The sequence below is a fragment of the Pseudomonas sp. PA-4-8C genome (assembly GCF_021606625.1).
GTDB classification, from domain to species: Bacteria; Pseudomonadota; Gammaproteobacteria; order Pseudomonadales; family Pseudomonadaceae; genus Aquipseudomonas; species Aquipseudomonas lactis.
In genome coordinates this window covers 1-3,003 of the sequence record NZ_WKCD01000426.1, presented here as the reverse complement: position 1 = coordinate 3,003, position 3,003 = coordinate 1, and the positions used below count along the sequence as shown (strand labels likewise).

General features: G+C 63.8%; 4 protein-coding genes. 2 read left to right on the top strand and 2 right to left on the bottom strand.

All coding sequences use genetic code 11. The features are described from left to right. The coding region (locus tag GIW04_RS29415; RefSeq protein ID WP_236406657.1) for an EscU/YscU/HrcU family type III secretion system export apparatus switch protein at window positions 1-297 on the top strand (297 nt) is incomplete at its 5' end. A 234-nt stretch (window positions 298-531) separates the two neighbouring features. Here GIW04_RS29415 and GIW04_RS29410 read toward each other — a convergent pair. Both GIW04_RS29410 and moaB read right to left on the bottom strand, forming a co-directional pair. Further along, complete coding sequence (locus GIW04_RS29410; protein WP_120247721.1) at window positions 532-1,758, bottom strand: molybdopterin molybdotransferase MoeA; 1,227 nt, start codon at window positions 1,756-1,758, stop codon at window positions 532-534. Further along, entirely contained in the window at window positions 1,742-2,281 is a 540-nt protein-coding gene (gene moaB / locus GIW04_RS29405; RefSeq protein ID WP_120247720.1) for a molybdenum cofactor biosynthesis protein B, read from the bottom strand. The genes GIW04_RS29410 and moaB overlap by 17 nt, the downstream gene beginning before the upstream one ends. A gap of 76 nt (window positions 2,282-2,357) precedes the next feature. Here moaB and mobA point away from each other — a divergent pair, with 76 nt between their 5' ends. Then, window positions 2,358-2,960 carry a molybdenum cofactor guanylyltransferase MobA gene (mobA, locus tag GIW04_RS29400; RefSeq protein WP_034135229.1) on the top strand — a complete coding sequence of 201 codons (603 nt, stop codon included), beginning with the start codon at window positions 2,358-2,360 and terminating at the stop codon, window positions 2,958-2,960. The last annotated feature ends 43 nt before the right edge of the window (window positions 2,961-3,003 follow it).

Below are 3,003 nucleotides of genomic sequence, written 5' to 3'. Positions count from 1 at the left end.
GCCCTCAAGTATGACGGCCAACAGGCCCCCACCCTGACGGCCAAAGGCGATGATGCCCTGGCCGAAGCCATCCTCAAATTGGCACGGGAGAACGAAGTCCCCATCTATGAAAACCCCGAGCTGGTGAAACTGCTGGCGCGCATGGAACTGGGCGACAGCATTCCAGAGGAGCTGTACCGCACCATTGCCGAAATCATTGCGTTTGCCTGGACGTTGAAGGGCAAGTTCCCGGTGGGCTACGACCCGGATGCAGGGCCAGTGGAGCGGGACGTCACTGAGCAGGGTGACGATTACTGATTGCTCATGAGGCCCATACACCAACCAACTGTGGGAGCGGGCTTGCTCGCGAAGGCGGCTTGGCAGTCAACACAGTTGGATCGTTGGGGTGTCAGGTAGATATTGGTCGGCTGTGAGGGCGTCATCGCAGGCAAGCCAGCTCCCACAGTTGGATCGTGGGGTGTCAGGTAGATAGGGGGCGGCTGGCAGGCCGCCATCGCAGGCAAGCCAGCTCCCACATTTTTTAGCGCGCGGTCAGCTCAGGACTTCGCTCAAGGGAATGAAATTGACCCGGTCGCCAATGGCCAACGTGGTCCCTTCCATCACCTCCACAAAACCCTCAGCCCATGCCGCACTGCGCAACACCCCGGAGCTTTGGTTGCGGTAGATGATCGCCTTGCCCTGTTCGATCCGCCCGCGCAGGTACTCGCGACGGTTGCCAGGCTTGGGCCAGACAAACCCTGCCGGCACTTCGAAGCGCAACGGCTGCACCTCCATCACACCTTGGCGACGCAGCAGATACGGGCGCGCCAACAGCGCAAAGGTCACCAGGGTCGAGGCCGGGTTGCCCGGCAGGCCGATCACCGGCACGCCACGAAAATGCCCGAAGGTCAGCGGCTTGCCCGGCTTGATCGCCAACTTCCACAGCGCCAGCTCACCCTCTTCGCGCAAGGCAATGCCGAGGAAGTCCGCTTCGCCCACCGACACACCGCCGGTCGAGAGGATCAGGTCAACGCTGCCCAGCCCCGCCAGGCGCGCGCGGGTCTGTTCCAGATCATCCGGCAAAATCCCGGCATCAATCACTTCACAGCCCATGCGCACCAGCCAACTGCACAGCACGCGGCGGTTGCTGTTGTAGATCTGCCCAGGGCCGAGCGGCAGCCCTGGCTCGATCAGCTCATCGCCGGTCGACAATACGGCCACGAGCACGCGCCGCACCACCTCGAGTCGACCACGCCCAAGGGACGCGGCCAACCCCAGCTCGATGGGGCCCAGGCGGGTGCCGGCATTGAGTACGGTCTCGCCGACGGTGGTCTCCTGGCCCTGGGGACGGATGTTGTCGCCCTTGTGCAACGGCTCGGTAAAACTGACGCGCTGGTCGGCATGCACCACGGCGTTTTCCTGCATCTGCACGCAGTCCGCCCCCTGGGGCACCGGCGCGCCGGTAAAAATGCGCGCACAGGTACCGGCCGCCAAGGGTTCAGGAGCAGTGCCGGCGAAAATACGCTGGCTCACCACCAAGGGTTCGCCGGTCCAGTCCGCCAGGCGCACGGCGTAGCCGTCCATGGCACTGTTGGGCCACGGCGGCAGGTCGAGTGTGGAGATCAAGTCCTGGGCCAATACCCGGCCATCACACTCAGCCAGGGGCAGCACTTGCTGCTCGCGGATCGGTGCAGCGCCAGCCATGTCGAGCAAACGCTGCAAGGCCGCTTCCACCGGCATCAGGGCGCCGGTCTTGCCGGGCTTACCCACGGGATTCACAAGGCTCGGCCTGCTTGAGGTGCGGGACGAAGTTGCACGGACGATGACGGTTATCGAGTTGCTCGGCAAGGATGCCGTCCCAACCAGTGCGCACGGCATTGGTGGAGCCCGGCAGGCAGCACACCAGGGTGCCATTGGCCAACCCCGCCAAGGCGCGCGATTGCACGGTGGAGGTGCCGATATCGGCCACGGAGATCTGGCGGAACAGCTCGCCGAAACCATCGACCTGCTTGTCGAGCAGGCAGCTCACTGCTTCAGGCGTGCTGTCGCGGCCGGTGAAGCCGGTGCCGCCGGTAATCAGCACCACTTGCACCACGTCTTCGGCGATCCAGTGGGCCACCTGGGCGCGGATCTTGTAGAGGTCGTCCTTGAGCAGCACGCGCTCGGCCAGGTGGTGGCCGGCGGCGGTGAGGCGGTCGACGAAGACCTGGCCGGAGGTGTCAGTCTCCAGGGTGCGGGTGTCGCTGACGGTCAATACAGCAATATTGAGGGATACAAAGGGCGCATCGGCCTTGGCTTTCATGGCACGGTCCGGTTGTCGAAGGAACAGCCCGATGTTATATCACAGGCCCCTGTTTACCTGCCGCAGCGCAACTACCATGAGCTTTGAATTTTCCTCCCTGCCGTGTTCAATCCTGTTGTTGGCCGGAGGTCGCGGCCAACGCATGGGCGGCCAGGACAAAGGGCTGCTGGAATGGCAAGGCCAGCCCTTGATCGCCCACCTGCACCAGTTGGCCCGGCCACTCACCAATGACCTGATCATCTCGTGCAACCGCAACCATGAACGCTACGCGCTCTATGCCGACCAACAAGTGAGCGATGACAGCCCGGACTTCCCCGGCCCGCTGGCCGGTATCCGCGCAGGACTCTTCGCCGCACGCCATGCGCATCTGCTGATCTTGCCTTGCGATGTGCCGCAGATCGATGCGCGGTTGCTGGCCGACCTGCGTGCGACCTCACGACGCAACCCGCAGCTACCGGTGATGGTGCGCCAGGGTGAAGACTGGGAACCCTTGCTGTGCATCATCCCCACAAGCCTGAAAAACCAGGTGGAACAGGCGTGGCAAGCGGGTGAACGCAGCCCGCGCAAGCTCTGGCTGCAACTGGGCGCGGTGGCCCTGCAATGCCCGGCCAATGACCCGCGCCTGGCCAATCTTAATACGCCCGAGCTGTTGCACCCCGGGGCTGGCATGTCAGAATGAACCCTGCACAAGGAACTTTGCCGGCGTCTCGTACGTCACAAGG

Excerpts from the sequence above, each read along its gene's own strand:
- moaB (WP_120247720.1), bottom strand. The coding sequence starts at position 2,281 with ATGAAAGCCAAGGCCGATGCGCCCTTTGTATCCCTCAATATTGCTGTA.
- mobA (WP_034135229.1), top strand. The coding sequence starts at position 2,358 with ATGAGCTTTGAATTTTCCTCCCTGCCGTGTTCAATCCTGTTGTTGGCC.